A 2,556-nucleotide genomic window follows, 5' to 3' on the forward strand; every position below is an offset into this window, starting at 1 on the left:
GCGAATTGCGCGTCCGGCTGTTTGACAAGTGAATGGAATAGGCAGGCCTTGGTCCCGCGGCGAAGGCGATGGGCGGATCGCGCGCTCATTCAAGCCCGACCCGAGCATGTGCGGATGGGCCTGCGCCTGTTTTTTTACCTGTTTTAACAGGAGGAACAGGCGGCTCACCGCCGCGGCTGCATGATCGGCGCCCGATCCGTCAATTCACCGGCACGCCAGCGACATGGCGATACAGCCGCTTTGCTTTTACACCGGCTTCCTGATCTTCAGCCGCGCCATCGCCACGCCATCGCGCGCCAGTTGATCGGCGCGCTCGTTCTCGTGATGGCCGGCGTGGCCCCTGACCCAATGCCAGCGGACCTCGTGCGGTTTCAATGCGGCCTCCAGCCGCTGCCACAGCTCGGCATTCTTGACCGGCTTCTTGTCCGCAGTGCGCCAGCCGTTCCTCTTCCAGCCATGGATCCAGCCGGTGATGCCCTGACGCACATACTGGCTGTCGGTATAAAGATCGACGCTGCAGGGTTTTTTCAAAGCCTCCAGCGCCGAGATCGCCGCCATCAGTTCCATGCGGTTGTTGGTGGTATGGGCCTCGCCGCCATGCAATTCCTTTTCGACATTGCCGAATTTCAGGATCGCGCCCCAGCCGCCCGGCCCCGGATTGCCCGAGCAGGCGCCGTCGGTGTGAATGATGACCGAGGGGAGCACGCTCACGCTGGAAGACCCGAGGCGTCCACGCCGTAATCGCGCAGGCTGGCCACGGCCTGCTGAAACCGCAGCTTGCGGACATATTCGAGCGGATCTTTTGGTTTCACCAGCGCACCCGGCGGTACGTTGAGGAAATCGACCAGCCGCGTCAGCAGGAAACGCAGCGCCGCGCCGCGCGCCAGCACCGGCAGCGCATCCCGTTCGGCGTCCGACAGCTGCCGCTCCCGGCCATAGGCGCCAAGAAACGCGCGCGCCTTGGTGACGTTGAACGAACAATCGCTCTCGAAGCACCAGGCATTGAGGCAGATCGCCACGTCATAGGCCAGCATATCATCGCAGGCGAAGGTGAAATCGATGATGCCGGAGACCCGTTCGCCGAGAAAGAACACATTGTCCGGAAACAGGTCGGCGTGAATCACGCCCTGCGGCAGATTGTTCGGCCAGACATTACCTTCGAGATGATCGAGCTCGGCACGGATGAAGTCGGATAATCCGTATTGCAATTCGTCGGCGCGCGATGCGGCGGCGTCGAACAACGGACGCCAGCCCGACACCGACAGCGCGTTGGCGCGGGACATGCCGAAATCGCGGCCGGCAAGATGCAGCTTCGCCAATGCCTGACCGGCGCCGGCGCAGTGCGCCACGCTGGGCTTGCGCGGCCAGACGCCTTCCAGAAAATTGATGATCGCCGCCGGACGGCCGGCCAGCGAAACCAGCGCTTCGCCGCGCTTGTTCTGCACCGGCTGCGGACAATTGATGCCGTGGCGGGAGAGATGCGTCATCAGACCCAGAAAGAACGGCAGATCGCTTTTGGCGACGCGCTTTTCATACAGCGTCAGGATGAAATAGCCGGCCGTGGTGTGCAGCAGGAAGTTGGAGTTTTCGACGCCTTCGGCGATGCCCTTGTAGGACAACAACTCGCCGATGTCGTAACCGGTGAGGAATTCCGCGAGCTCATCGGCGGCGACGTCGGTGTAGACCGCCATGTCAGATCATTCTGCGGCGTCGGGCCGCAGCGAGCGCGGCAGCGGGAAGAACTCGTTCTCTTCCGCAGCCGAGACCGTCTCCACATGCAGTTCGTAGCGCTCGGCAAACGCCCCCATGATCTCCTCGACGATCACCTCCGGCGCCGACGCGCCCGCGGTGATGCCGAGGCTCCGGATGCCCTCAAATCTCGACCAGTCGAGATCGCCGGCGCGTTGCGCCAAAACCGCGATCGGACAGCCCTCGCGTTCGGCGACTTCGCGCAAGCGCTGCGAGTTCGACGAATTCGGCGCCCCGACCACGATCAGGGCGTCGACCACCGGCGCCACCTTCTTGACCGCGAGCTGGCGGTTGGTGGTGGCGTAGCAGATGTCCTCCTTGTGCGGGCCGGAGATGTTGGGAAACCGCTCCTTCAGCATCGCGACGATTTCGGCGGTGTCGTCGATCGACAGCGTGGTCTGGGTGACGAAGGCGAGATTATTGGGGTCCTTTGGCGTGAAGGTGGCGGCGTCGTGGGCAGTCTCGATCAGCGTCACCGCGCCGGGCGGCAGCTGTCCCAGCGTGCCGACCACTTCCGGATGGTGGGAATGCCCGATCAAGAGGATCTCGCGGCCGCGCTTGAAATGGATCGCGGCCTCGCGGTGCACCTTGGTGACCAGCGGACAGGTGGCATCGAGCGAGAAGAAATTGCGGGCGCGCGCGTCCGCCGGCACCGATTTGGGAACCCCGTGGGCCGAAAACACCACCGGCGCATCGGTATTGTCGGGGATTTCGGCCAGCTCCTCGACGAAAATCGCTCCCTTGGTCCTCAGGCTGTCGACCACATAGCGGTTATGGACAATCTCGTGGCGGACATAGACCGGAGCG

The 2,556-nt window shown here is 63.5% G+C and carries 3 protein-coding genes; all 3 read right to left on the minus strand.

Going from position 1 to position 2,556, the window contains the following annotated elements; all coding sequences use genetic code 11:
• Positions 1–246: 246 nt before the first annotated feature.
• Positions 247–711, minus strand: a complete 465-nt coding sequence (gene rnhA, locus ABSG20_RS34480; RefSeq protein WP_423868902.1) for a ribonuclease HI — start codon at positions 709–711, stop codon at positions 247–249.
• The gene (locus ABSG20_RS34485) at positions 708–1,691 is read right to left on the minus strand and encodes a homoserine kinase (RefSeq protein WP_423868903.1); all 984 of its coding nucleotides are present in this window, start codon (positions 1,689–1,691) and stop codon (positions 708–710) included. The genes rnhA and ABSG20_RS34485 overlap by 4 nt, the downstream gene beginning before the upstream one ends.
• A gap of 6 nt (positions 1,692–1,697) precedes the next feature.
• Positions 1,698–2,556 (minus strand): 4-hydroxy-3-methylbut-2-enyl diphosphate reductase (ispH, locus tag ABSG20_RS34490; protein WP_423868904.1); only part of this gene is annotated, 859 nt, incomplete at its 5' end.

Origin of the sequence: Bradyrhizobium sp., assembly GCF_049512235.1 — a bacterium.
GTDB lineage: Bacteria > Pseudomonadota > Alphaproteobacteria > Rhizobiales > Xanthobacteraceae > Bradyrhizobium.

Coding starts and splice junctions, on each gene's coding strand:
- ABSG20_RS34485 (WP_423868903.1), bottom strand. CDS start 1,691: ATGGCGGTCTACACCGACGTCGCCGCCGATGAGCTCGCGGAATTCCTC.